The following is a 25,043-nucleotide window of genomic DNA, read 5'->3' on the forward strand; positions in this document are numbered from 1 at the left end:
TCACCACCCGGTGTTGAAAGCTATGTTTCAGTCGCCGAAGCGGCTGAAGGTGATGCCCTTGTTGGCCAACCAGCCCTGCGGGTCGATGCGCTGCGAACCACCCAGCAGCACCTCGAAATGCAGGTGCGGGCCGGTGGAGTTACCGCGGTTACCGATGGTGGCGATGCGATCGCCCGCCATCACACGCTGACCCACCGATACTTCCCAGGTGTTGATGTGGCCGTACAGGGTCACGGTGCCGTCCGAGTGGCGGATCTTGACCCAGGCGCCGTAACCGGCGGTCGGGCCCGTCGCGATGACGACGCCGTCGGCGGCGGCCAGGATCGGAGTGCCGATGCTGTTGGCGATGTCGATGCCACCGTGCAGCGCACCCCAGCGGTATCCGAAGCCGGAGGTGAACGTTCCGTTGGCGGGCATCACGAAGCGCGGAGCCAGCAGGCGCTTCTCGCGGTCCGCCCGCTCGGAGGCGAAGGCGGTGGCCTTCGCCAGCTGCTCATCGGTGATCGAGGTGTCGGTGGCCAGCGGAGCGGAGATCAACTGCGGTCCGTGGGCGGCCATCACCGCTGCGGAGCTACCCAGCGCGAGGCTGTGATGATCCGCGGCCGTCGCGGCATCGTGCTCACTGAGCGCGGTGTATCCGGCGGCGGCAGCGGCGCCGGCGGCCATGGCCGCCAGAGCGATGCGCGTCTTGCCTATCTGGCCGATCTCACGGCGGCGGTGCACGCCTCCGCTGCTGATCCGGGGCAGCTTGTCGGTGGGGGTGTCACGCGGGTCTCTGGTGCGTGCCGCGGAGGCGGCGAACCAGTCCGCGGTGGCCTCGATGGAGGCACGAATCCGATCGGACTCGTCGGTGTCTTCTTCCCAGTCCTGCTCGATCTGATCGAGAGCGGTCTGGTGCTCGGCCTCGGCGCCCTCGTCGGGAGCGTCCTCGTAGACGTCGTAGTCCTCGAGCGCTGGGCGCTCTAGCGCGTCACTCAGGCCGAACTCGTCGATCGGCACGATGTTGGTGATCTCATTCTCGGTCGGCGCCGTACTCCGACCACCACGCGTGCGTGTCGTTCGATGCTGTGTCAAAACCCTGCCAGTCTTCCGTTCGGCGTCACGACCTAGCGTGACCAAAACGTGATCTAACCCAAGAGAAGGTAACGGTTGGGCAAGGGGAGTCGCAACTCAATGCGCGGAAACGCATATAAATGTGACTTGTGTCACGAAGTCGCTGATAGGGCTCCCGAGCCCGGGCATCGTTGCCGAATCTCGCCGGGGCTACCTCACCACAGATCACGGTCGTATGGCGACCCCTCGTGACCGAACTGAAACCGGTTACAGACGCGTTCGAGTCCTGCCAGGGGGTGGCCGGCGGGTGAATTCTACGGGTGACCAGGTGGTGAATTCGGCCACTTACTCAGAAGTAGTGAGGGGCCTCGCTGTGGCCTTGGCTACAGTCCCTAGTGCAATAGTGCCGACCCGACGTTCGACGAGGAAGATGGGCTAGCTAGATGGATTTATTCGAGTACCAGGCCAAGGAGCTGTTCGCTAAGCACAACGTGCCGACGACCCCGGGCCGGGTTACCACCACCGCCGAGGATGCCAAGGCGATCGCCGAGGAAATCGGCAAGCCGGTGATGATCAAGGCGCAGGTCAAGGTCGGTGGACGTGGCAAGGCCGGTGGTGTGAAGTACGCCGCCACTCCCGATGACGCTTTTACTCACGCAGAGAACATCCTGGGCCTGGACATCAAGGGCCACATCGTCAAGAAGATCCTCGTCGCCGAGGCCAGCGATATCGCCGAGGAGTACTACATCTCCTTCTTGCTGGATCGCGCTAACCGCACCTACCTGGCTATGTGCTCGGTCGAGGGTGGCGTGGAAATCGAAGTGACCGCCGAGGAGAACCCCGACGCGCTGGCCAAGGTGCCGGTCGACGCGGTCAAGGGCGTTGACTTGGCTCTGGCGCGCGAGATCGCCGAGAAGGGCAAGCTGCCCGCCGAGGTGCTGGATTCCGCCGCGGTGACCATCCAGAAGCTCTGGGAAGTGTTCGTCGGTGAGGACGCCACCCTGGTGGAGGTCAACCCGCTGGTGCGCACCCCCGACAACCAGATCCTGGCACTGGACGGCAAGGTGACCCTGGACGGCAACGCCGACTTCCGTCAGCCCGGCCACGCCGAGTTCGAGGACAAGGACGCCACCGATCCGCTGGAGCTCAAGGCCAAGGAGCACGACCTCAACTACGTCAAGCTTGACGGCCAGGTCGGCATCATCGGTAACGGAGCGGGTCTGGTCATGTCGACCCTGGACGTGGTCGCCTATGCGGGCGAGAACCACAACGGCGTGAAGCCCGCCAACTTCCTGGACATCGGTGGTGGCGCCTCGGCCGAGGTGATGGCCGCCGGTCTCGACGTCATCCTGGGCGACTCGCAGGTCAAGAGCGTCTTCGTAAACGTGTTCGGTGGCATCACCGCATGCGATGCGGTGGCCAACGGCATCGTCGGCGCCCTGAAGACCCTCGGCGACACGGCCAGCAAGCCGCTGGTGGTCCGTCTCGACGGCAACAAGGTCGAAGAAGGACGGGCGATCCTGGCCGAGTTCAATCATCCGCTGGTTATCCAGGCCGAGACCATGGACGCCGGTGCCGACAAGGCCGCCGAGCTGGCGAGCAAGTAAGGGAGCTTGAATCAATGTCCATTTTCCTGAACAAAGAGTCCAAGGTCATCGTCCAGGGCATCACCGGCGGCGAGGGCACCAAGCACACCGCGCTGATGCTCAAGGCCGGTACCCAGGTCGTGGGTGGCGTCAACGCCCGCAAGGCCGGAACCACCGTGTCGCACAAGGATGCCGACGGCAACGATGTCGAGTTGCCGGTGTTCGCCAGTGTGGCCGAGGCCATCAAGGAGACCGGCGCCGACGTGTCGATCGCCTTTGTGCCGCCCGCGTTCTCCAAGGACGCGATCATCGAGGCCATTGACGCCGAGATCCCGCTGTTGGTTGTCATCACCGAGGGAATCCCGGTGCAGGACAGCGCATATGCATGGGCATACAACGTCGAGAAGGGCAACAAGACCCGCATCATCGGGCCCAACTGCCCCGGCGTCATCACCCCCGGTGAGGCTCTGGTCGGCATCACGCCGAACAACATCACCGGCACCGGCCCGGTCGGTCTGGTGTCCAAGTCCGGCACCCTGACCTACCAGATGATGTACGAGCTACGCGATTTCGGTTTCTCGACCGCCATCGGCATCGGCGGCGACCCGGTCATCGGCACCACCCACATCGACGCCATCGAGGCGTTCGAGAAGGACCCGGAGACCAAGATCATCGTCATGATCGGTGAGATCGGTGGTGACGCCGAGGAGCGCGCGGCCGACTACATCAAGGCCAACGTGTCCAAGCCGGTCGTCGGTTACGTCGCGGGCTTCACCGCCCCCGAGGGCAAGACCATGGGTCACGCCGGCGCCATCGTGTCCGGCAGCTCGGGTACCGCTCAGGCCAAGAAGGAGGCCCTTGAGGCCGCCGGCGTGAAGGTCGGCAAGACGCCGTCCGAGACCGCCAAGCTGGCTCGCGAGATCCTGCAGAGCCTGTAACGGCTTCTTACGCGAGGGCCCCGACCGGATTTCCGGTTGGGGCCCTTGTCGTTTCGCCGACCGCATACCCGGCGCAGCTGATTCAGGCCCGTGCGCTGCGTGTGGTATGCGCTCGCGCGCGGCCTGTCCGCGGTGAAATTTGGTCCGCGGCATGACAATTCGTCTCTCTGCAGGCGTCGAATCTACTGTCAGTCGATATCGCGTTTCGTTCAGTGAGATTGTGTGACCTATGCATGAACAATCGGATGACGGGGCTCTGTCACCCCTGGTGACCGGCTACCTTCTCGGTTCGTGGGCCTCTTGTTTGACACATCTGGACTGGTGCCGACTGCTGACGGTTGGTACGACCCGGCAACCGGCGATCAATTCTGGGTCTCGGAATCGCGTGGCGCCTACCTGTCGGTGCCCCTGGAGGATCTGGACGTGGTGCGCCGCGCGCTCGTCGAGGCCGTGCTCACCCGCCGCGCGGGCGTCATCGAGGCCTACATCGTCGGCGTCGACAGATTGCCGGGCCTGCTCTACGTGGTGAAGGTTCCGAAAGCTGATGCCCCACAAGGGCTCACTTTCATGGCTTCGATAGTTGTGCCGCGCGCGCACTCGTATGCGATGGTCTGCGGGGCATTCGCGGAGGGCCCGGTGACCGGGGTGCGCGAGGCGGTAGTGCTCGAGGAGCTGTTGGCTGCCGGTGGCCCGTCATCGCACATGTGGCCCCCGCACCCCTACGCGCCCGACCTCGAGCCGGGTATTCCGTACAACATCGCCGACGAAATACGTTGGGACGTCAGGTTCCCGGACCACCCGCTGTCGCGTCTGCGTCGATGGGTGGCCAGGGTGACGCCGACCATCGGCGTGGAGCAGAAGTTCGCCGCTTTGCCGCCGTTCTCGGTGCGTTAGGCGAATGCGGCCAGTTTTCCGGACAACCGCTCGATGTACGCCCGCACCTCTTCCTCGGAGCGGTCGGGCATCCCGAAGATCGCCTCGGTGACACCCAGCTCGCGCCAGGCGGCGAGTTGTTCTGGGTCCGGCTTGCCCGCCAGTACGTAGATCAGCGGGTCGCCCTCACGGCCTGCCGCTGTCCATTCCGCCTTGAGGGCAACGATCTTGCCGGTGATGTCCTCGTCGCGCGGGGTGGACATCCAGCCGTCGGCGTTCTTGGCGATCCACTTGAAGTTCTTCTCGGTGCCTCCCGCGCCCACGATCACCGGCACATGCTTCTGCACGGTCTTGGGCCAGGCCCAGCTCGGGCCGAAATTGACGAATTTGCCTGAGTAGCTGGCCTCTTCGTTCTCCCAGAGCTTGCGCATCGCCTCGATGTACTCGCGCAGCATGGTGCGGCGACGGCCCGCGGGAACGTTGTGGTCGGCCAATTCGTCGGTGTTCCAGCCGTATCCGACGCCCACGGTGACCCGACCGCCACTCATGTGGTCAAGGGTGGCAATCGATTTAGCAAGGGTGATCGGATCGTGCTCGACGGGGATCGCGACTGCGGTCGCGAGCCGGATCTTTGTCGTCACCGCACACGCGGCGCCGAGGGACACCCAGGGGTCAAGGGTGCGCATGTAGCGGTCGTCGGGCAGTTCCGCGCCACCGGTGCCGGGATGAGCGGCCTCGCGCTTGACGGGGATGTGTGTGTGCTCGGGCACGTAGAAGGTGCTGAACCCGCCGTCCTCGGCGGCCTTGGCGGCGATGTCCGGCGAGATGCCGCGGTCACTGGTGAACAGAACGAGGCCGTAGTCCATCCACCAATTAGAACGTGTTCCAGTTTTGTTGTCGAGAGTGGGGCCCACATGGGGCCGGGAACGGATCACGGTGAGTAAGACGGATGACCGTCCGCAGGGTTCGCTGTTTGCATGACTCCATGACGACCGAACGGATATCCGACCACGTCAAATTCGCGTACTGGGTCCCCAATGTCAGCGGTGGCCTGGTCACCAGCACCATTGAGCAGCGCACGGACTGGGGCTACGACTACAACGTCGCCCTGGCACGCACGGCCGAGAACAACGGCTTCGAATACGCGCTCACCCAGGTGCGTTACGAAGCCAGCTACGGCGCCGAGTACCAACACGAATCCACCAGCTTCTCTCTTGCTCTGCTGCTGGCTACCGAGCGCCTCAAGGTGATCGCCGCCGTCCATCCCGGACTGTGGCAGCCGGGCGTGCTCGCCAAGCTGGGCGCAACCGCCGACCACCTTTCCGGCGGTCGCTTCGCCGTCAACGTGGTATCCGGGTGGTTCAAGGACGAGTTCACTCACTTGGGCGAACCGTGGTTGGAGCACGACGAGAGGTACCGCCGAAGCGGCGAGTTCCTTCAGGTGCTGCGCAAGATCTGGACCGAGGATGACGTCGACTTCCGGGGTGACTTCTACCGGATCCACGACTTCACACTGAAGCCGAAGCCGCTGCACACGCCGGAGCTGTTCCAGGGAGGCAACTCCACGGCCGCGCGGCGCAACGGCGGCCTCTACTCCGACTGGTACTTCTCCAACGGCAAGGACTTCGCGGGCATCACCGACCAGATCGTGGAGGTCCGCGACCACGCCCGCACCGTCGGCCGCGAGGTCAGCGTCGGGCTCAACGGTTTCATCATCGCCAGAGACACCGAGGCCGAAGCGCGCGAGGTATTGCGGGAAATCGTCGCGAAGGCCAATCGCCCCGCCGTCGAGGGCTTCCGCGCGGCCGTTCAGCAGGCAGGCTCGGCCACCGGCGACAAGAAGGGCATGTGGGCGGACTCCTCGTTCGAGGACTTGGTGCAGTACAACGACGGATTCCGTACCCAGCTCATCGGAACCCCGGAACAGATCGCTGAGCGGATCGTCGCGTATCGCCGGCGGGGTGTAGACCTGATCCTGGGCGGCTTCCTGCACTTCCAGGAGGAGATCGAATACTTCGGAGCCAAGGTGCTGCCACTGGTCCGCGAGATCGAGGCAGCCGACGCTCAGGAAACCCACAGCGAATATCGCGTACCGGTTTTGAGCTAACCGATGCGCCTCGGCCGTGTCTCGCCTTGTCTGCGTCCGTACCGACGCCGTGTGCAGTAGCGTGGAGGCGATCCACCCCGAGACCACGACCGAAACCGTGATGTAGGAGATGTAATGACGTATTCGACCGGTGGGCCCGGATACCAGCCCGCGCAGCCGTCCAATCCGTACGGCACCCCGTCCTTTGTGGCCGAGCCCAACACGGGCGCGCTAGGGGTTTACCTGCCCGGTGGTGTCCTGGTGCTGAGCCTGATCGGCTTCATTGCCGGCTTCGGGCCGTTCTACACCGGGAAGGCCAGCTCGGGGACATCGGGAAGCTTCGGCGGGTTCGACCTCCTGGCGCTGTCGCCGGTCTTCGGCTTCGCTCAGTTCGCGCTGTTGCTCGCCGGTCTGACCGCGGGGGTCTCGCTCCTCTCCGGCAAGGACGACAAGCAGGCGCCCGTCGCCATCCTGTCGCTCGTCGGATTCCTCTTCGTCCTTGGCGGCCTGTTCGGCAACCCGTTTGCGGCTGCCTTCGGTGAGGTCGGTATCGGGTGGGGCTTGATCACGCTCGCCGTGGTGTCCGGCCTGCAGGCCGCGGCCGCTGTCTATGCGCTGCTCAGTGAAGTCGGCGTGGTGAAGGCCAAGACTGCCTCGCCCGCAACCAATCCGTTCGGTAGCCAGTACCAGCCGCAGCAGAGCCAGTACTACACCCCGGCGCAGCAGCAGCTGCCCAAGCAAGGGCAGGGCTACGGTCAGGCCGGCGCGCAGGGGTACGGCCAGCAGCAGGGCTTCGGCCAGCAACCCGCCCCGAGCTACGGTCAGGCCGGTGCTCAGGGGTACGGCCAGCAGCAGCCCGCGCCTACCGCCCCGCCGTCGTACGGTGGCTACGGCCAGCAGCAGCCGCAGTCGGCACCGCCGACCCCGCCGCAGGGCTTCAGCAGCTCCGGCTTCACTCCGCCGTCAGCGCAGCCGACCCAGCAGGCCGGATCCTCCCAGCCGACCCAGCAGTACCCGACCTTTGGTGGGGCCGGTGGTCAGGCTCCCGGTGGCGAGCAGGGCGGCGCGGGCGCTAGCAGTGGCTCGGCCTCTGCCAGTGGTGACGATCTGTTCGGCACCTCGCGTCCTTCCAACTAAGACTGTGTTTACTGCCGTGATCGGCGCGTGAATCAAACCTCGCGCGCCAATCCCGCACAGGCTCGCGCACTGCTGACGGTTGCCTTTGGCCCGTCAGCAGTTGCGTTGGTCGTCATTGCGGCAATCGTCTTGGTGCAGTTGGTAATTGCCAACAGTGACATGACCGGGACGTTCGGTGCGGTGGCCAGCATGTGGCTGGGCACGCACCTGGTACCCATCTCAATCGGTGGGCGAGTCATCGAGGTGCTGCCGCTTTTGCCGACGGCAGCGATGGTCTGGGGCGTTGCCCGAACGGTCGCCTCGACCATCACACCCACCACTTCCTGGTACGTGATTCGGTGGGTGATCGCCTCGGCACTGGCCGGCCCGCTCCTGATGACGGCGATATCGCTGGCGATCATTCACGATGCGTCGACGGTGCTGACGCAGCTGCAATCACCGAATGCCTTGCGCGCATTCGGTTCTGTCCTCGGAGTCCACGCCGCCGGTGCGACTGCCGGCGTATTGCTGCGGGTCGGCAGGCGGCTCGCGGTGCTCCTGCAGCTGCCGTCATGGCCGATGGACGCGGCCCGCGGCGCTGTCGCCGGGGTGCTCGCGCTGTTCGGGCTGTCCGCGGCCGTGACCGCCGGTTCTTTGGTGGTCCATTGGGCGACGATGGATCAGCTGTACTCGGTCACCAACGATTTCGTGGGTCAGCTGAGCCTGACGTTGTTGGCGATCCTCTACGCGCCCAACGTCATTCTGGGTGCCTGCGCGCTAGCGGTCGGGTCAAGCGCGCATGTGGGTACCGCGGCCTTTAGTGCGTTCGCCGTATTCGGCGGACAGCTGCCGGCGGTGCCGATTCTGGCAGCGGTCCCCACGCCACCTCTCGGCCCTGCGTGGGTGGCCCTGATGATCATCGGTGCGGTGTCCGGAGTGGCCGTCGGTCAGCAATGCTCGCGCCGACCCGTTCCGTGGCCGACGGCGATCCACAAGGTGGTCACGGCGGCACTGCTCGCGGCCACATTCCTGGCGATCGTCGGAAAGCTCGCAGGCGGGCAGCTGGGGAACTTCGGACGCCTGGGGATCGATCAGGGCACGTTCGGTCCCGGAGTGTTCTTCTGGTTCCTGGTCATCGGCCTGTTGACGGTGTTCATGCTGGGCGGGGCCACCCGTCTTCCGGCAAAAGCACGGCTAGAGCCCGAACCGGAACCAGAGCCCGAACCGGAACCCGAACCAGAGCTAGAACCCGAACCGGTGCCAGAGCCAGAGCCAGAGCCTGAGCCGGAACCCGAAGCCGAATCGGAAGTGGAGGCCGAATCGGACTCGGAGGCCCAGGCCCACCCCGAAGCCGAAGCCGAGAGTGACTCCAGCGACCCTCCGGAACAGGCCAAGTGACCAGTCCGGCTACGCTCAGCGGCGTGTCGGTGTCGGATTCTCCTCGCGCGGGTGGCTCCTCGGAGCCCAAGTCGCTCGTTGAGATCGCCCCGTCTGCCCCGGCGCGGGTCGTGGTCCTGGCCTCCGGCACCGGAAGCCTGCTGCGCTCCCTGCTTGATGCGGCTACGGATGACTTCCCCGCCCGGATCGTCGCCGTAGGCACCGACCGGCAGTGCGCCGCCGTCGATATCGCTACCGGCGCGCAGCTGCCCAGCTACACCGTGCGGCTCTCCGATTACGACTCCCGTGAACAATGGGACACCGCGATCACCGACGCCACCGCCGCCCACCGGCCCGATCTGGTGGTCTCGGCAGGATTCATGAAGATACTTGGGCCGCGGTTTCTTTCGCAGTTCTTGGGCCGGGTCATCAATACCCATCCCGCGCTATTGCCGTCCTTCCCCGGCGCGCACGCCGTCCCCGATGCCTTGGCACACGGGGTCAAGGTCACCGGTTGCACAGTGCACCTGGTCGATGACGGGGTGGACACCGGGCCGATCCTTGCCCAGCAGTCGGTCGACGTGCATGGGGATGACGACGAGGCCAGTCTGCATGAACGCGTCAAGGTAGTGGAACGCACGCTGCTGGTAGATGTGCTGGCCGCGGTGGCCACCAGAGGTTTGATTTGGAACGGAAGAAGGGCCTCCATCAAGTGAGTACGCAGCGACCCGTACGGCGGGCATTGATCAGTGTCTATGACAAGACCGGACTGGAAGAGCTCGCTAGCGGGCTGCACGCCGCCGGCGTAGAACTGGTATCCACCGGATCTACCGCGAAAACCATTGCTGCCGCGTCAATTCCGGTGACACCTGTGGAAGAGGTCACCGGCTTTCCGGAGGTGCTGGATGGCCGGGTGAAGACGTTGCATCCGCACGTGCACGCCGGCGTCTTGGCCGACACCCGCCGTGAGGAGCACCTGACCCAACTCGAGGAGCTGGGCGTCAAGGGCTTCGAGCTGGTGGTCGTCAACCTGTACCCGTTCGCCGCCACGGTGGCCTCGGGTGCCTCCGAAGACGAATGTGTCGAACAAATCGACATCGGTGGCCCGTCGATGGTGCGTGCCGCGGCCAAGAACCACCCGAGCGTGGCGGTGGTCGTCGACCCCGTCTCATACGGTGCGGTGCTGGCGGCCGTCGATGCCGGGGGATTCACCCTGGAAGCACGGAAGATTCTAGCGGCCAAGGCATTCCGCCACACCGCCGAGTATGACGTAGCGGTCGCCGGCTGGCTGTCCTCCGTGGCGGAGCCCGAGGCCGCGGAGTTGCCGTCATGGATCGGCGGCACGTGGAATCGTTCGGCGGTGCTGCGCTACGGGGAGAACCCGCACCAGCAGGCGGCTTTGTACACCGGTGCCGCGGGGCATGGTCTGGCGCAGGCCGAGCAGCTGCACGGAAAAGAGATGTCGTACAACAACTACACGGATGCCGATGCTGCCTGGCGTGCCGCGTGGGACCAGGACAAGTCCTGTGCGGCCATCATCAAACACGCCAACCCGTGCGGTATCGCGGTGTCGGACATCTCGATCGCCGATGCGCACCTCAAGGCCCACGAATGCGATCCGCTGAGTGCCTTCGGCGGCGTGATCGCGGTCAACCGCGAGGTGAGCGTGGAGATGGCCGAGCGGGTCGCCGACATCTTCACCGAGGTGATTGTGGCGCCGGGTTACGCGGACGGCGCGGTGGAGGTGCTGAGTCGCAAGAAGAACGTGCGTCTGCTGCGCGCGGCGCCCCCGCAGTCCGGGTACACCGAGTGGCGACAGATCAGCGGTGGCCTGCTGGTGCAGGAGCGCGACGCGCTCGACGCCAAGGGCGACGATCCCGCCAACTGGACGTTGGTGGCCGGTACCGCTGTGGATGAGGACATCTTGGCGGACTTGGCGTTCGCCTGGAAGGTGGGGCGAGCCGTCAAATCCAACGCGATCGTCATCGCCTCCGGCGGTGCCACCATCGGTGTCGGAATGGGACAGGTCAACCGGGTGGACGCAGCCAAGCTGGCGGTGTCTCGTGGTGGGGATCGAGTTTCCGGTGCGGTAGCGGCCTCGGACGCCTTCTTCCCGTTCCCCGATGGCCTGGAGGTGCTGACGCAGGCCGGAGTTCGAGCGATCGTGCATCCGGGCGGGTCTATGCGCGATGAGTTGGTGACCGATGCCGCTAAGGCCGCGGGAATCACGCTGTACACCACTGGAGCACGTCACTTCGCCCATTAGGGCGCAACGATAGGGAGAGCCAATGGTTCAGCCCAGTTTGGATTGGCCGGGCGAGCCATTGCGCTCTCTGGTGTGGACGCTGCAAGCCTGGGCGGTCACCATGGTGGTGTTCCTTGCGGTGGCTTTCGCTATCGCCCGGTTTACCCAATGGGGACAGCAGTTCTGGCGAGTCAACGCGCCCTTCTTCCGCGGCCGCGACAGTTGGCGCACGTGGGCATTGCTGGCATTCATCATGTGGCACACGGTGTACATGGCACGAGTGACGGTGATCTTCACGTACCAGTACAAGGACCTGATGAATGCGCTGCAGGTTGGCTCGGAGGCGCTCGTCACCCATAACTCGGCTCTACTGGCGGATGCGCGTCAGGCGTTCTTCACGTCATTCGCGATCAGCGGCATTCTTGTGGTGCTCACGGTGACCTACACGGTGGTGGACTTCTTCCTGCGCAGAGTGTTCGCCATCCGGTGGCGGGTGTGGCTCAATACGAGGCTCGTCGACGACTGGATGAGCAAGGATGCCTTCTACCGCAACCGTTTTCTGGATGTTCCGGTGGAGAACCCCGACCAGCGGATCCAGATCGACATCGAGACGCACACCACCAAATCGGTGGATCTGACGCTCGGCGCGGTGAACAAGACACTGCTGATCGTCATGTTCACCGGGGTGCTGTGGCAGCTCTCGGGTCCACTGTTGTTGTGGGGAATCGAGATCCCCCGCGCCATGGTCTTCATCGCGTTCGTGTTCTCGATCACGGTGACCGTCATCGCATTCTGGATCGGCCGCCCGCTGGTGCGGCTGAACTTCTTGAACGAACGGTTCAGCGCGAGCTTCCGGTACGCGCTGGTGCGGCTGCGTGATAGCTCCGAGCGCGTGGCCTTCTACCGCGGCGGTGAACGCGAACGACGTCTGCTGCACTCACGTTTCGCCGAGATCATCGCCAACATGTGGCGCATCGTGTACGCACAGCTGCGCCTCAACGGCTGGAACCGCGGTATCGGTGACGTGACCACCGGCATGATCCCGTACATCGTGCAGGCACCCCGATTCTTCACCGGCCAGATCAAGGTCGGTGATCTGTTGCAGACCGTCGCCGCATTCGGAAACGTCTGTGGCGCAATGTCCTTCTTCCGAGACAGTTATGACGAATTCACCGTCTACCGGGCCGCGCTCCTGCGTATCGATCAGATGCTCGACAGCGATCATCGCGCCCGCGAACTGCCGCGGATCACCGTGACCGGCGCCGACGACGCCCTGATACTCACCGATGTCCAGGTCCGTGATCTGCAGGGACTGGACATGATCGCGGACCTCAACCTCGCATTGACCGCAGGTGACAGTGTCGTGGTCAAGGGCCCATCGGGCTGTGGGAAGACCACCTTGCTGCGCAGCCTGGCGCAGCTGTGGCCGCAGGCCTCCGGATTGGTCGCGCGCCCCGACGGGTGGGCGACGCTGTTCCTGCCGCAGTTGCCCTATCTGCCATTGGGTAACCTGCGCGAGACCGTGGTGTATCCGCTTCCAGTAGAAGATGTTTCGGACGAGGAGCTCAAGCAGGCGTTGCGCGATGTCTCGCTCGGGCATTTAACCGAGCGGCTGGATCAGGAAGCCGACTGGGCCGCCGTGCTCTCGCTGGGGGAGCAGCAGCGGGTGTCCTTCGTCAGAGTGCTGCTGGTGCGTCCCGCAGTGGTGTTCCTCGACGAGTCGACCTCGGCTCTGGACGAGGGGCTGGAGGATGCGATGTATGCGTTGGTGCGGGAACGGCTACCCGAGTGCGTGGTTGTCAGCGTGGGGCACAGGTCGACGATCGACCGCCACCACCGGTCGCGGTTGCAGCTGACCGGCAGCGGTGCATGGGAGCTCTCGCCGGTCTGAATCGACCCGGCGGGAACTTTCGCCCATGACTGCGCGACTGATCTAGTGACGGCGTCTGTGGGCTGGGCGTACGTTCACCGCGGTGGCGCCACGCGACGGATGCCAGCACGGTGCCTGTGATGAGTTCGGCAGTTAACCGTTTGAAGGAAAGGAACCGCCATGCGCGAAATCGCTGTTGAGATCGTTGTCGAGGACGAGGAGATCGTCACCGCAACGGAAATGGTTGCCAGCCACTAAGAGTGGGAGCCGGGCGTGCATGGTCGTCCCCCCGGCCGTGCACGCCCGGACGCAGGCATGGAAGGCGAAATGGTGTTCGTCGAAGACTCCCGCTGGCGTCAGTTTGTTGCGGACTGGGCCCCCGGGTACGAGCAAACGGTTTTCCTTCCCGGATTGGTGACAGACCCGAGCGCGATCAGCAGCCGGATCGCCGCTGCGGCTGCCACGGCGACCGCGGCAGGCGGAAAAGGGTTGCGACTGCGCGGATTCCGGGGCAGTGAATTCGACTTCAAGCTCACCGAGCGGCTCGCGCGCACCGTGCCGCACGACACGCAGCAGTTGACCGAATGGCTTGCCGAGAACGCGGACGACCGTCCGGCATGTGTCGCCATCAACGATATCTCCTCGTGGGACCTGGGCCTCGGCGCCTTCGCCCAAGCCGTGGTGCGCAGCCTTGTCCCGGGCCGAGATCTGGTGTCCGGCGCGGATATTTATACGTTCGTCGCCGATGTGGAATGGACACCCTTCGGAATACACAAGGACGACGAGCCATCGCTGATCTTCCATTTGGGCCCGGGCATCAAGGAACTCTGGGTGTGGCCCGCCGATGGGATCGACCACCATCAATTGTTCGAGAACCCGTCGTTGGGCAAGGTCTCGTTTGACTTCGACCGATTGCTGCCCGGAGCGAGCCGCTACATCCTGCGCCCGGGTGACTTCATATGCATTCCCCGCGGGCGCTACCACCTTTTCCGTAATGCGAGTCCCTCGGTGTTCCTGGGTGTCACACTCTTTCCGCCAAACGTCCGAAAATCATTTTCGGACTTGATGATCGACCACTTCGGCGCTCGGCTCGATGCGGCGGGTGAGCCGCGCAGCTTCGACGATGTCCGGCAGCTGGTGATGGAGACGCTCGGCGACCCCGAGGCGATATCGGGACTGGCGACAACGATGGAGTTGGCGGCGGCCAAACAGCGCACCGCCGGGTATCTGCGGCCCCCTAAGGTGGCGGCCTTGCGCACCGGTGATCCTCCCGCGGGTGTCGCGCTCGGCTGGGCCTACCCCGCGGTGGTGCAATCGATCGTCGGCGCGGATCGGACCCATCTGGTGGCCCGTGGTCGAGATATAGCGTTCGGCGGCGTAGTGAATCTTGACGGACTCTTAGCGCTCGCAGGCGAGTTCACCCTGAATGACCTTGATGCGGTCCTTGCGGCAGAGCTGGATGTCGATCGGCGCCGTCAGATTGTGAATACGCTGTGGCGCTTCGGTGCTTTGGATGCCGTCAGCGCTCTTCCAGCGACTCGCGCCGCTTACGCCGCTTCCGCTTGACGTTTACCCCGCCCCACAGCGAGAACCCCTTGACCGTCACATGTGGTGCGCCCTGCACCCCGGTGCCGCTCGCGGAGTGATCGAAGCCACCCATCACGGCGACGCCCCTGACATCCACATTGACCTCTGGCGGCAAGAGGATCGTTTGGCCACCCATGATGGAGAACGAGCGGATCTCGACCTCGTTGGAGGTGAAGTCGGCGTAACGCAGGTCCAGCACACCGCCACCCCATAGCGCGAATGAAGTGAGCTTGCCGGGCACGTTCCAGCGGCCCCGTCGTTCAAATCCACTCATGATCGCCATCAGCACCGTCGATGGTGCTGGCTTGCTGTCTTGACCCCGAACCTGAGCGGTAGCGATCGCAGGCAGGTCCGCGCTGAGCTGATCAAGCTCACCGTACGTGTTTGCCGAGTACACCTTTGTGAGACGCTCCTCGAACTCGGAGAGCTCCAGCCGGCCCTGCGCCGCAGCGTCGGATAACAGCTGTGCGACGCGCATGCGATCGGCGTCTGCGGCCCGCATCGATGCGGTAACCCGCTCAGGGAGGTTGCTCATCACCGCCGAGCCTACGACGAACCGCGCTTAAAGGCACGCAGTTCATTCGTGTTGCTCAGCGCACTACGTGCGTAGTGCTGCGTGGTTCACACCTGCCAGGCGGGAGGACGCTTCTGCAGGAACGCCAGCATGCCCTCCTGTGCTTCGGGCGACACGAACAGTCGCGCCGAGGTTTCCGTCAACTCGACTGCACGCGCATCGAAATCAGCCAGGATGGGAGCGGTGGTGAGTTTCTTCGACTCGGCCAGTCCCTGGGGCGAACCGAGAGCGATGTCATCCACCAATGACGTCACCGCGGCCTCGACCGCCTCGGAACTGTCGACGGACTTTGTCACCAAACCGATCTCCGCGGCCATCCGTGCGTCGAACCTTTCGCCGGTGACGAAGTAGCGCGCGGCCGCGCGGCCGGTGAGCCGGGGCAGCAGCGTCAGCGAGATGATCGACGGCGCGACTCCGATGCGTGCCTCGGTCAGTGCGAAGGTGCTGTCGGGTCCGGCGACCGCGATATCGGCGGCACCGACCAGACCGAAGCCGCCGGCACGCACATGGCCGTTGACGGCGACGATGACGGGCAGCGGCAGCTCCAGAATGTCGCGTAGCAGAGCGGTGAGTTGACCGGCCCGATCCTTCGCGACATCTTGGGGGTCGGACGACGCCGTTGAGCTCTCCGACAGATCGGCGCCCGCGCAGAAGGTGTTGCCGGTGTGGGTGAGCACCACGGCGCGCACCGTCTGGTCTGCAGCGGCTCGCTGCAGCCCCTCTCGCAGTTGCCGTACCAACCCGCTGGACAACGCATTGCGATTGTGCGGCGAGTCGAGCGTCAGGCGGGCGGCACGGCCCTCCACCTCGTACTGGACCAAAGTGTCACTCATGGGGTGTCTCCTCTAGTACGAGCGGGGCAGGCCGAGGGACGTCTGCGCGACGAAGTTGAGGATCATCTCCCGGCTTACGGGGGCGATACGTCCGAAGCGCGACAGATTCAGCAGGGGGGCCACGGCGTACTCGGAGGTCAATCCGTTGCCGCCCAAGGACTGCACGGCCCGATCGGCGGCCCGGCAGGCCACGTCCGCTGCGGCGTACTTGGCCATGTTGGCCGCCTCCGCTGCGCCCCAGTCGTCGCCGCAGTCGTACAGGGTGGCGGCCTTCTGCATCATGAGCTTGGCCAGCTCCAGCTCGACCTTGATCTCGGCGAGCGGGTGCGCGATGGCCTGATGCGCGCCGATCGGGGTCTTCCACACCTGGCGCGTCTTGACGTAATCGGTGGCCTTGCTCAGCGCGAGCCGGGTAAGGCCAACGCCGCTGGCGGCGCCCATGATTCGCTCGGGGTTCAAACCGGCGAACAGCTGCATGAGCGCGGCGTCCTCGGAGCCGACGAGTGCATTACCCGGTACCCGCACATCGTCGAGGAACACCTGGAACTGCCGCTCCGGGAGCGTGAGCTCCATATCGATGGGTGTGTACTCGAACCCCTTGGTGTCGGTGGGCACCACGAACAGCGCCGGCTTGAGCTTGCCGGTCTTGGCCTCCTCGGTGCGCGCCACCACCAGCACGGCGTTGGCCTGGTCGACGCCGGAGATGAAGACCTTGCGCCCGTTGAGAATCCAGTCGCCCCCGTCGCGCTTGGCGGTGGTGATGATGTTGTGCGAGTTCGAGCCGGCGTCCGGTTCGGTGATGGCGAACGCCATGGTGAAGGTGCCATCGGCCATCGAGGGCAGCCAGTTCTTCTTCTGCTCGTCGGTGCCATAGCGGGCGATGATGGTGGCATTGATGGCGGGGGACACCACCATCATCAGCAGCGGGCACCCGGCCGCCGAGAGCTCCTCGAACACGAGCCCGAGCTCGTACATGCCCGCACCGCCGCCGCCGTACTCCTCGGGGATGTTCACTCCCAAGAAGCCGAGCTTTCCTGCCTCGTCCCACAACTCCGTCAGGGGGGCGTGAGTCTTGGACTTCTCCAGGTAGTACTCGTGGCCGTAGTTGCCGGTGAGCGAGGCCACCGCTTGCCGCAGCGCCTTGCGCTCATCGGACTCGACGTACGGATTGGTCTGCGTCATGTGGGCTCTCCTTCGGTGCTGGCCTCTGCGGCCAACTGGGCTAGTACGGTGCCGAGCTCGACCTGTTGTCCCGGTTCGACATTGAGGATCTCTAGAACGCCATCGGCAGGGGCGACGATGGTGTGCTCCATCTTCATGGCCTCCAACCAGACAATGGGTGTACCCGCGGTGACGGTGTCTCCCACCGTGGCACCCACCCGCAGCACCACCCCCGGCATCGGCGCGATGAGCGAGCCTGCCGCCACCTCGGTGCTGGGGTCGGTGAATCGGGGCACCACGGCCAGTGCCACCGGACCGAGCGGGGAGTCGACGTCCACGGTCGCCCCGTAGAAGGACACGTCGAATCCGCGGCGGACGCCGTCGATGACGAGCGCCACATGATCCGGTGTCGCCGAGACCACGTCGATGGATGGCCAGTCGCCGTCCAGTTCCAGGCCGGAGCGGGTCAGGCGGTACCGCACGGTGATGACGCTCTCGCCGACCGCGAATTCCTTGGTCTGGAAGCCGGACGCCAGATTGCGCCAGCCACTCGGAAGGGCGGCACAGGCCACGGCCGAAGACCGGTTTGCGGCGGCATCGGCAAGTGCCGCCGCAAGCGCTGAATACTGGTGCGCCGCCTCGTCGGCCAGCGGTTTGGCAAGAATGTCGAGGCCGTGCTTGTTCAGGAACGACGTGTCGGTGTCACCGGCGAGGAACGCGGGGTGACGCAACACGTTGACCAACAGATCACGGTTGGTGGTCAGCCCATGTATCCGGGCGCGTTCCAGTGTCGAGGCCAACAGCCGGGCGGCCTCGGTGCGCGTCGGCGCCACCGTGATGACCTTGGCGAGCATCGGGTCGTAGTGCACCGACACCACGCTGCCGTCGACAATGGTCGAGTCCAAGCGGATCCCGTTGCGCCCCGGATGTCCGGGCACATGGAATTCCGAGCCGGCCCCGGGTATGTCGAAGCGCCGCACGGTGCCGCTTTGCGGTTGCCACTCGGCGGCCGGATTCTCCGCGTACAGCCGCGCCTCGATCGAATGACCATGAATCGCGGGAGGTTCCGGATCGAGCCGCCCGCCTTCGGACACGTGAATCTGCAACAGCACCAAGTCCAGACCGGTGGTGCACTCGGTCACCGGGTGCTCCACCTGCAGGCGGGTGTTCATCTCCAGGAAGAAGAACTCGCCGTCTTCGGTGGCCAGGAATTCCATGGTTCCCGCGCCCACATAACCGATTGTCGCCGCGGCAGTACGTGACGCCTCGAAGAGTCGCTCTCGCATGCCGCCGATTCGGGTCACCAAGGGGGAGGGTGCTTCCTCGATGACCTTCTGGTGACGGCGCTGGATGGAGCACTCGCGCTCACCCACGGCCCACACTGTGCCGTGGGTGTCGGCCATCACCTGTACTTCGATGTGTCGGCCGGTGCTCAGGTAGCGCTCGCAGAAGACCGTCGGGTCCCCGAATGCCGATTGGGCTTCCCGTTGTGCGGCAGCGATTTCGCCCGGCAGGTCAGCAAGGTTGTCGACTACCCGCATGCCACGGCCACCGCCGCCGGCAGAGGCCTTGACGAGCACCGGGAGCTGATCGGCGGTGACGGTGTCGGGGTCGAGCCGACCCAACACCGGCACACCGGCGGCTTCCATGAGTTTCTTGGACTCGATCTTCGAGCCCATTGACTCGATTGCCGTGACCGGCGGGCCGATCCAGGTCAGACCGGCGTCCGCCACCGCGCGAGCGAAATCGGCATTCTCGGAGAGGAATCCGTAACCGGGATGGATGGCGTCGGCGCCGGTGGCCTTGGCCGCGGCGATGATGAGCTCACCGCGCAGATAGGTCTCTGCACTGGAGGTGCCGGGTAGGTGCACCGCGGCATCGGCCTCGGACACATGTGGGCTGTCGGCATCGGCATCCGAATAGACGGCGACGGTTCCGAGCCCAAGCTTGCGGCAGGTGGCGAAGACGCGGCGGGCGATCTCGCCGCGGTTGGCGACCAGAACAGAGGTGATTGAAGGCGCAGTCATGTGTTCCAAACCCTCACATCCGGAAGACGCCGAAGTTCGACGTCCCCTCGATCGGTCCATTGGCAATGGCGGACAGGCACATACCGAGCACGGCCCGGGTATCTCGGGGGTCGATGACCCCGTCGTCATACAGGCGTCCGGACATGAACATGGGCAGCGACTCCGCCTCGATCTGTGCCTCGATGGCAGCCCGCATGGCGGCGTCCGCGTCCTCGTTGACGGCCTGGCCGCGTGCCGCCGCGGCGGCACGGCTCACGATGGAGATGACGCCGGCCAGCTGGGTGCCGCCCATGACCGCCGATTTCGCACTGGGCCAGGCGAACAGGAAGCGGGGGTCGTAAGCGCGGCCGCACATGCCGTAATGCCCGGCGCCATAGGAGGCCCCGACAATCAGGGACAGATGCGGCACCGTCGAGTTCGACACGGCGTTGATCATCATCGACCCGTGCTTGATCATGCCGCCCTCTTCGTACTCCTTACCCACCATGTATCCGGTGGTGTTGTGTACGAAAAGAAGTGGTGTGTTGGTCTGGTTGGCCAGCTGGATGAACTGAGTGGCCTTCTGCGCTTCCTCGCTGAACAGCACGCCGCGCGCATTGGCGAGAACGCCGATCGGGTACCCGTGCAGCCGGGCCCAGCCGGTGACCAGTGAGGAGCCGTATTGCTCCTTGAACTCGTCGAATTCCGAACCGTCGACGATCCGCGCGATGACCTCACGCGGATCGAACGGGATGCGCAGGTCCCCGGGGACGATGCCGAGTAGCTCCTCCTGGTCTGCGATGGGTTCGATGACGGCCGTGGGCTTGGGGCCCTTCTTGACCCAGTTCAGGCGCGCGACGATCTGGCGTCCGAGCCGCACGGCGCCCTGTTCATCGGCTGCCAGGTAGTCGCCCAAACCGGAAACGCGGGAGTGCATTTCGGCGCCGCCCAGCGATTCGTCGTCGGACTCTTCGCCGGTCGCCATCTTGACCAGCGGCGGGCCCGCCAGGAACACCTTCGAGCGTTCCTTGATCATCACGACGTGGTCCGACATGCCGGGAATGTAGGCACCACCGGCGGTCGAGTTTCCGAACACCAGGGCGATCGTGGGTATGCCCGCGGCCGAGAGCCGCGTGAGGTCGCGGAACATCTGTCCGCCGGGAACGAATACTTCCTTCTGTGTGGGCAGGTCCGCGCCGCCCGATTCCACCAGTGAGATCACCGGCAGCCGGTTCTTGAAGGCGATATCGTTGGCCCGCAATACCTTACGCAGTGTCCACGGGTTGCTGGTACCGCCCTTGACGGTGGGGTCGTTGGCCACGATCATGCACTCGACGCCCTCGACCACGCCGATGCCGGTGACCAGCGAGGCCCCGACGGTGAAGTCGCTGCCCCAGGCCGCGAGTGGACACAGCTCCAGGAACGGGGAGTCGGGGTCGATGAGCAGCTCGATGCGCTCACGTGCCAGCAGCTTTCCGCGTTCATGGTGGCGGGCAACGTATTTGTCGCCCCCACCGGCGAGTGCCTTCGCGGTTTCGGCATTGACCTCGGCCAGCTTGGTCGCCATGGCCGCGGCCGCATCGACGTATTCGGGAGAGTTGGTGTTGACGGCGGTGCGCAGGATTGTCACGACTGGAACCCCAGGAGCTTGGCTGCCAACGAGGTGAGGATTTCGGTAGTGCCGCCACCGATCCCGATGATGCGCATGTCGCGGTACTGCCGTTCGATCTCGCTCTCGGTCATGTAGCCCATGCCTCCGAACAGCTGAACGCCTTGGTTGGCGACCCACTCGCCGGCTTCGACGGCGGTGTTCTTGGCGAAACAGACTTCGGCGATGAGGTTGGTCTCACCGGCGATTGCGCGGTCGACCAGCGCGTGGGTGTACACCCGCGCCACATCGACGCGGCGAGCCATCTCCGCGAGGGTGTTCTGTACGGACTGGCGGGAGATGAGGGGGCGCCCGAAGGTCTCCCTGTTCCTGCACCATTCCACGGTCAGGTCCAGGCAGCGTTGCGCACTCGAATACGCCTGGGCGGCAAGGCCGATTCGTTCGGAAACGAAGGCGCCTGCGATCTGCGCGAAGCCGGTGTTCTCACCACCCACCAGGTTCTCGGCGGGCACTCGCACATCGGTGAAGGACAGCTCGGCGGTGTCCGAGGAGCGCCAGCCCATCTTGTCGAGCTTGCGGGTGACCTCGAACCCTGGCGTGTCCTTGTCGATCAGCAGCAGGGAAACTCCCCCCGCCCCCGCTCCGCCGGTGCGGACCGCCGTCACCACGTAGTCGGCGCGCACGCCGGAGGTGATGAAGGTCTTGGCGCCGTTGACGATGTAGTGATCCCCGTCTTTTTTGGCCGAGGTGGTCAGATGCCCGACATCGGACCCGCCGCCGGGTTCGGTGATGGCCAGTGATCCGATGAGATCGCCGGCCAGGGTGGGCTTTACGTAGTTGTCGATGAGTCGCTGATCGCCCGAGGCGATGATGTGCGGTGTAGAGATGCCGCAGGTGAACAGGGAAGCGAACACGCCGCCGGGCACGCCGGCATAGTGCAGTTCCTCGCACACGATCACTGGATCGATGGCATCTCCGCCGCCACCGCCGACCTCCTCGGGCGCGCCCGGACCGAGTAAGCCCAGATCGCCTGCCTTGCGATGCAATTCGCGAGGAAGCAGTCCGTCACGTTCCCATTCGTTGACGTGCGGCAAGATCTCGCGCTCGGCGAAGTCACGCACCGTCTCCCGAAGAGCCTTGCGCTCCGGGGTGTTCCACTGGGCCACTAGATTGTCTCCTTCAGGAGGGATTCGGGGACGTCGATTTCACGGGAACGTAGCCATTCGCCGATTCCTTTGGCCTGCGGGTCAAACCGGGCCTGATAGGCCACTCCCTTGCCGAGGATGTCTTGGATGACGAAGTTCACGGCCCGCAGTTTGGGCAACAGGTAGCGGGCCACCTCCAACTGCTCGGTTTCCGGCAGCAGCTCGCGCAGCGCGTCGATGGTCAGGGCATGTGCGAGCCAGCGGTATTCCTCATCGGTGCGCACCCAGACGCCGACATTGGCGCTGCCGCCCTTGTCGCCGCTGCGAGCACCCGCAAGGGTGCCCAACGGGATTCGGCGTACCGGTCCGGCCGGAAGTGGTTCGGGCAGCGCCGCTGCCGGGGCGTCGGCGAGTGGCAGTGTTTGTGACGCCTGGGCGATATCGATACGCGAGCCATCGGCCAGCACCGCCACATGAGGAACCGTCTCCGCAGGGACGTATCCCGGGGTGAACACGCCGTACGGCTCCCCATCCTTGGGAGGTGTGGTGACGTGGAAGCCGGGGTAACTCGCCAGGGCCAACTCCACCGCCGCGTTGGAGAATTGCCGACCCACCTTGTTCGGGTCGGAGTCACGGACCATCACGTGCAGCAGGGCGCTGGCAGCCTGTTCGGTGTCGGCATTGGGATGATCGGTGCGGCCCAGCGTCCATTGGATGTCCTGCGGGGCTCCCGAAGGGGAAGACAGGGCGGACTCCAACTGCTTGCGGGTCAGTTCGGCCTTGGCGTCGATATCGAGACCGGTGAGCACGAACGTCATCTGATTGCGGAAGCCGCCCAACGCGTTCAGCGACACCTTCAGATCCGGTGGTGGTGCCTCGCCCGTCACGCCGGAGACCCGCACCCGGTCGGGGCCCTCCTGGGTCAGCTCGATGCTGTCTATCCGGGTGGTGACATCCGGGTTGGCGTACCGCGCCCCGGTGATCTCGTAGAGCAGCTGTGCGGTGACGGTGCCCACACTGACCGCGCCGCCGGTACCCGCGTGTTTCGTAATGACGGACGATCCGTCCTCGGATACCTCGGCCAACGGGAACCCGGCACGCGAAAGGTCGGGAATCTCGGTGAAGAAGGCGTAGTTGCCGCCGGTGGCCTGGGTGCCGCACTCGATGATGTGACCGGCCGCGACCGCACCGGCGAGTTTGTCGTAGTCGTCGCGCCGCCATCCGAAGTGCGCGGCGGCGGGGCCGACGATCACGGAGGCGTCGGTCACCCGACCGGTGACCACGATGTCGGCCCCGGAATTGAGGCATTCCACGATGCCCCAGGCGCCGAGATAGGCATTGGCGGTGAGCGGTGACCCCAATCCGAGCTCGGCGGCACGGGGGAGCAGATCGTCGCCCTCGACATGCGCGACGTTGGCCGCGATTCCCAGTTTCTCCGCGAGCGCGCGGATGGCGTCCGCCAGACCCGCGGGGTTCAGACCGCCGGCGTTGGCGACGATCTTGACTCCCTTGTCCTGCGCCAGGCCCAGGCACTGCTCGAGCTGCCGCAGGAACGTCTTGGCGTAGCCGCGTTCGGGGGCCTTGGCACGGTCGCGTCCGAGGATGAGCATCGTCAGTTCGGCCAGATAGTCGCCGGTCAAATAGTCGAGTTCACCGCCGGTGAGCATCTCGTGCATGGCAGATATTCGGTCACCGTAAAAGCCTGAACAGTTCCCAATTCGTACCGGCGCAGTGGTCACGGTGGTCCTCTCGAGGTCGGCATCGACTGCTCGTGCGCTGTTAAATTACCCCACCCCCTAAAACGTCAATCTGCCGGTCCAACCAAGTGGTTGGACGAGCCCAGGTGATGGCGTCGACACGCCGTCTTATGGTGAGAAAACGCGATGTGAATCCGCTGCGATGCGGCATGTCGGCGCGGATTGATCCGAGCAAATTTGCAGCTCATGTCCGCCACCGGCTATCGTGTGGTGATTGTCGCTCGCTGCGCCCCACATGCTGGCGCGGCGCGGGCGAATGACACAGAAACCTGAGAAATAAGGAGAGGGCGCGACCATGGCCGTCCCCAAGCGGAGAATGTCCCGCTCCAACACCCGTAGCCGGCGCTCGCAGTGGAAGGCCACCGCCACTGAGCTGGTCAATGTCACTGTCGGCGGACAGAACCACAAGGTTCCCCGTCGCCTGCTCAAGGCTGCCCGCCTCGGGCTCATCGATCTCGACCGTCGCTGAACGCTGCGAGACCTGATTCTCAGGCTTCCTCAGTAATATCTCAGCCGCACGGTTAACACTGGTACCTGTGCGAATTCTTGTAGTCGATGACGACCGCGCTGTGCGCGAGTCGTTGAGACGGTCCCTGTCCTTCAATGGGTACTCGGTGGATCTGGCCGAGGACGGCGTCGATGCGCTGAATGTCATCGCGGCCGACCGGCCGGATGCGTTGGTGCTCGACGTGATGATGCCCAAGCTCGACGGACTCGAGGTATGCCGTCGCCTGCGCAGCACCGGAGATGATCTGCCAATCCTGGTGCTCACCGCACGAGACTCGGTCTCCGAGCGTGTGGCGGGTCTGGATGCGGGGGCCGACGATTACCTCCCCAAGCCTTTCGCGCTGGAGGAGCTCCTGGCCCGGATGCGGGCGCTGCTGCGCCGGACCACCGTCGATGAATCGGCGGACGCTGCCACGCTGAGCTTCGGTGATCTCACGCTCGACCCCGTCACCCGCGAGGTTTACCGCGGCACTCGGTCGATCAGCCTGACCCGTACCGAATTCGCACTGCTGGAAATGCTCATGACGAACCCCCGGCGGGTGCTCACGCGCAGCCGCATCCTCGAAGAGGTGTGGGGATTCGACTTCCCGACGTCCGGTAATGCACTTGAGGTATATGTCGGTTATCTGCGGCGCAAGACCGAAGCCGAGGGGGAGCTCAGGCTCATCCACACCGTTCGCGGTGTCGGCTACGTGCTGCGGGAGACCCCTCCGTAATCCC

General features: G+C 64.9%; 21 protein-coding genes. 12 read left to right on the forward strand and 9 right to left on the reverse strand.

Translation table 11 applies throughout. The annotated features are described in order from the left end of the window. Positions 1 to 27 precede the first annotated feature (27 nt). Positions 28 to 1,074 (reverse strand): M23 family metallopeptidase, encoded by a 1,047-nt coding sequence (locus tag MSTE_RS05070; protein ID WP_162291368.1) that lies wholly within the window; start codon positions 1,072 to 1,074, stop codon positions 28 to 30. Between the two features lie 422 nt (positions 1,075 to 1,496). On the opposite strand from MSTE_RS05070, the gene sucC reads away from it, so the two are divergent. The 3 genes from sucC to MSTE_RS05085 all read left to right on the forward strand — a co-directional run bounded on the left by sucC (position 1,497) and on the right by MSTE_RS05085 (position 4,471). Continuing rightward, complete coding sequence (sucC, locus tag MSTE_RS05075; protein WP_030094507.1) at positions 1,497 to 2,660, forward strand: ADP-forming succinate--CoA ligase subunit beta; 1,164 nt, start codon at positions 1,497 to 1,499, stop codon at positions 2,658 to 2,660. Between the two features lie 14 nt (positions 2,661 to 2,674). Next, complete coding sequence (gene sucD / locus MSTE_RS05080; RefSeq protein ID WP_096499485.1) at positions 2,675 to 3,577, forward strand: succinate--CoA ligase subunit alpha; 903 nt, start codon at positions 2,675 to 2,677, stop codon at positions 3,575 to 3,577. Between the two features lie 291 nt (positions 3,578 to 3,868). Then, on the forward strand, positions 3,869 to 4,471 hold the full coding sequence (locus tag MSTE_RS05085) for a hypothetical protein (protein WP_096499487.1): 603 nt from the start codon (positions 3,869 to 3,871) through the stop codon (positions 4,469 to 4,471). On the opposite strand, the gene MSTE_RS05090 is transcribed toward MSTE_RS05085, so the two are convergent. After that, positions 4,468 to 5,316: an LLM class F420-dependent oxidoreductase gene (locus MSTE_RS05090; protein ID WP_096499489.1), complete on the reverse strand. Its 849-nt coding sequence runs from the start codon at positions 5,314 to 5,316 to the stop codon at positions 4,468 to 4,470. The two genes, MSTE_RS05085 and MSTE_RS05090, sit on opposite strands and share 4 nt — an antisense overlap. Before the next feature lie 119 nt (positions 5,317 to 5,435). On the opposite strand from MSTE_RS05090, the gene sfnG reads away from it, so the two are divergent. The 7 genes from sfnG (at position 5,436) to MSTE_RS05130 (ending at position 14,710) form a co-directional block, all read left to right on the forward strand. Continuing rightward, on the forward strand, positions 5,436 to 6,557 hold the full coding sequence (gene sfnG / locus MSTE_RS05095) for a dimethylsulfone monooxygenase SfnG (protein ID WP_096499491.1): 1,122 nt from the start codon (positions 5,436 to 5,438) through the stop codon (positions 6,555 to 6,557). Between the two features lie 114 nt (positions 6,558 to 6,671). Further along, a complete protein-coding gene (locus MSTE_RS05100) occupies positions 6,672 to 7,673 on the forward strand; it encodes a DUF5336 domain-containing protein (RefSeq protein WP_096499493.1) in 1,002 nt (333 codons plus the stop codon). Positions 7,674 to 7,700: 27 nt separating this feature from the next. Further along, a complete protein-coding gene (locus MSTE_RS05105) occupies positions 7,701 to 9,050 on the forward strand; it encodes a cell division protein PerM (RefSeq protein WP_096499495.1) in 1,350 nt (449 codons plus the stop codon). Next, complete coding sequence (purN, locus tag MSTE_RS05110; protein WP_408645861.1) at positions 9,047 to 9,745, forward strand: phosphoribosylglycinamide formyltransferase; 699 nt, start codon at positions 9,047 to 9,049, stop codon at positions 9,743 to 9,745. Before MSTE_RS05105 ends, purN begins: the two co-directional genes overlap by 4 nt. Further along, a complete protein-coding gene (gene purH / locus MSTE_RS05115; protein WP_162291369.1) occupies positions 9,742 to 11,295 on the forward strand; it encodes a bifunctional phosphoribosylaminoimidazolecarboxamide formyltransferase/IMP cyclohydrolase in 1,554 nt (517 codons plus the stop codon). The genes purN and purH overlap by 4 nt, the downstream gene beginning before the upstream one ends. 22 nt (positions 11,296 to 11,317) lie before the next feature. Continuing rightward, the gene (locus MSTE_RS05120; protein ID WP_096499499.1) at positions 11,318 to 13,165 is read left to right on the forward strand and encodes an ABC transporter ATP-binding protein/permease; all 1,848 of its coding nucleotides are present in this window, start codon (positions 11,318 to 11,320) and stop codon (positions 13,163 to 13,165) included. A 309-nt stretch (positions 13,166 to 13,474) separates the two neighbouring features. Next, entirely contained in the window at positions 13,475 to 14,710 is a 1,236-nt protein-coding gene (locus MSTE_RS05130) for a hypothetical protein (RefSeq protein ID WP_096505457.1), read from the forward strand. On the opposite strand, the gene MSTE_RS05135 is transcribed toward MSTE_RS05130, so the two are convergent. The 7 genes from MSTE_RS05135 to MSTE_RS05165 form a co-directional block, all read right to left on the reverse strand. After that, complete coding sequence (locus MSTE_RS05135; RefSeq protein ID WP_096499501.1) at positions 14,664 to 15,266, reverse strand: DUF1707 SHOCT-like domain-containing protein; 603 nt, start codon at positions 15,264 to 15,266, stop codon at positions 14,664 to 14,666. The two genes, MSTE_RS05130 and MSTE_RS05135, sit on opposite strands and share 47 nt — an antisense overlap. A gap of 86 nt (positions 15,267 to 15,352) precedes the next feature. Continuing rightward, the gene (locus MSTE_RS05140) at positions 15,353 to 16,138 is read right to left on the reverse strand and encodes an enoyl-CoA hydratase family protein (RefSeq protein WP_096499503.1); all 786 of its coding nucleotides are present in this window, start codon (positions 16,136 to 16,138) and stop codon (positions 15,353 to 15,355) included. 12 nt (positions 16,139 to 16,150) lie between these two features. Continuing rightward, a complete protein-coding gene (locus tag MSTE_RS05145; protein WP_096499505.1) occupies positions 16,151 to 17,320 on the reverse strand; it encodes an acyl-CoA dehydrogenase family protein in 1,170 nt (389 codons plus the stop codon). Further along, complete coding sequence (locus MSTE_RS05150) at positions 17,317 to 19,326, reverse strand: acetyl/propionyl/methylcrotonyl-CoA carboxylase subunit alpha (protein ID WP_096499507.1); 2,010 nt, start codon at positions 19,324 to 19,326, stop codon at positions 17,317 to 17,319. The genes MSTE_RS05145 and MSTE_RS05150 overlap by 4 nt, the downstream gene beginning before the upstream one ends. A 13-nt stretch (positions 19,327 to 19,339) precedes the next feature. Continuing rightward, positions 19,340 to 20,935, reverse strand: a complete 1,596-nt coding sequence (locus MSTE_RS05155; RefSeq protein WP_096499509.1) for an acyl-CoA carboxylase subunit beta — start codon at positions 20,933 to 20,935, stop codon at positions 19,340 to 19,342. Then, entirely contained in the window at positions 20,932 to 22,080 is a 1,149-nt protein-coding gene (locus MSTE_RS05160; RefSeq protein WP_096499511.1) for an acyl-CoA dehydrogenase family protein, read from the reverse strand. Before MSTE_RS05160 ends, MSTE_RS05155 begins: the two co-directional genes overlap by 4 nt. Next, a complete protein-coding gene (locus MSTE_RS05165) occupies positions 22,080 to 23,798 on the reverse strand; it encodes an acyclic terpene utilization AtuA family protein (RefSeq protein ID WP_096499513.1) in 1,719 nt (572 codons plus the stop codon). The genes MSTE_RS05160 and MSTE_RS05165 overlap by 1 nt, the downstream gene beginning before the upstream one ends. A gap of 313 nt (positions 23,799 to 24,111) precedes the next feature. Here MSTE_RS05165 and rpmF point away from each other — a divergent pair, with 313 nt between their 5' ends. Beyond that, positions 24,112 to 24,285 carry a 50S ribosomal protein L32 gene (rpmF, locus tag MSTE_RS05170; protein WP_005063395.1) on the forward strand — a complete coding sequence of 58 codons (174 nt, stop codon included), beginning with the start codon at positions 24,112 to 24,114 and terminating at the stop codon, positions 24,283 to 24,285. A gap of 67 nt (positions 24,286 to 24,352) precedes the next feature. Then, a complete protein-coding gene (locus MSTE_RS05175) occupies positions 24,353 to 25,039 on the forward strand; it encodes a response regulator transcription factor (protein ID WP_030094525.1) in 687 nt (228 codons plus the stop codon). The last annotated feature ends 4 nt before the right edge of the window (positions 25,040 to 25,043 follow it).

The organism is [Mycobacterium] stephanolepidis (assembly GCF_002356335.1).
Classification (GTDB): Bacteria; Actinomycetota; Actinomycetes; order Mycobacteriales; family Mycobacteriaceae; genus Mycobacterium; species Mycobacterium stephanolepidis.

Coding starts and splice junctions, on each gene's coding strand:
- MSTE_RS05140 (WP_096499503.1), bottom strand. CDS start 16,138: ATGAGTGACACTTTGGTCCAGTACGAGGTGGAGGGCCGTGCCGCCCGC.
- MSTE_RS05100 (WP_096499493.1), top strand. CDS start 6,672: ATGACGTATTCGACCGGTGGGCCCGGATACCAGCCCGCGCAGCCGTCC.
- sfnG (WP_096499491.1), top strand. CDS start 5,436: ATGACGACCGAACGGATATCCGACCACGTCAAATTCGCGTACTGGGTC.
- MSTE_RS05135 (WP_096499501.1), bottom strand. CDS start 15,266: ATGAGCAACCTCCCTGAGCGGGTTACCGCATCGATGCGGGCCGCAGAC.
- MSTE_RS05120 (WP_096499499.1), top strand. CDS start 11,318: ATGGTTCAGCCCAGTTTGGATTGGCCGGGCGAGCCATTGCGCTCTCTG.
- MSTE_RS05090 (WP_096499489.1), bottom strand. CDS start 5,316: ATGGACTACGGCCTCGTTCTGTTCACCAGTGACCGCGGCATCTCGCCG.
- rpmF (WP_005063395.1), top strand. CDS start 24,112: ATGGCCGTCCCCAAGCGGAGAATGTCCCGCTCCAACACCCGTAGCCGG.
- sucC (WP_030094507.1), top strand. CDS start 1,497: ATGGATTTATTCGAGTACCAGGCCAAGGAGCTGTTCGCTAAGCACAAC.
- MSTE_RS05145 (WP_096499505.1), bottom strand. CDS start 17,320: ATGACGCAGACCAATCCGTACGTCGAGTCCGATGAGCGCAAGGCGCTG.
- sucD (WP_096499485.1), top strand. CDS start 2,675: ATGTCCATTTTCCTGAACAAAGAGTCCAAGGTCATCGTCCAGGGCATC.
- MSTE_RS05150 (WP_096499507.1), bottom strand. CDS start 19,326: ATGACTGCGCCTTCAATCACCTCTGTTCTGGTCGCCAACCGCGGCGAG.